Source organism: Patiriisocius sp. 208BN25-11 (assembly GCF_058147145.1).
Window position 1 is genome coordinate 1 of record NZ_JBYVJY010000122.1, and the last position, 240, is coordinate 240.

Annotated in this window: 1 protein-coding gene; it reads right to left on the minus strand. The window is 40.8% G+C overall.

The annotated features are described in order from the left end of the window. The coding region (locus ACY2RS_RS15830) for an alpha/beta fold hydrolase (protein ID WP_490099616.1) at positions 1-240 on the minus strand (240 nt) is incomplete at both ends.

Below are 240 nucleotides of genomic sequence, written 5' to 3' on the forward strand. Positions count from 1 at the left end.
GATGAGTGTTGCCTTTTCAGTTTTGTGGTTTTCTAAAATTTCCGAATTAAGGCTCGCCATTAACTCCATACTGTGGAGTTCTGCAACACATCCACTTTTACCAAATCCAGGGAAATCTATCGTGATTACCGGATGTGTATTTAAAAAGGTGGGTGTTATAGCATCCCACATAGTGCTGCTTTCTATAAAGCCATGCAGGAATACCAATGCGGGACCGCTTCCTTGTGTATGATAATGTAT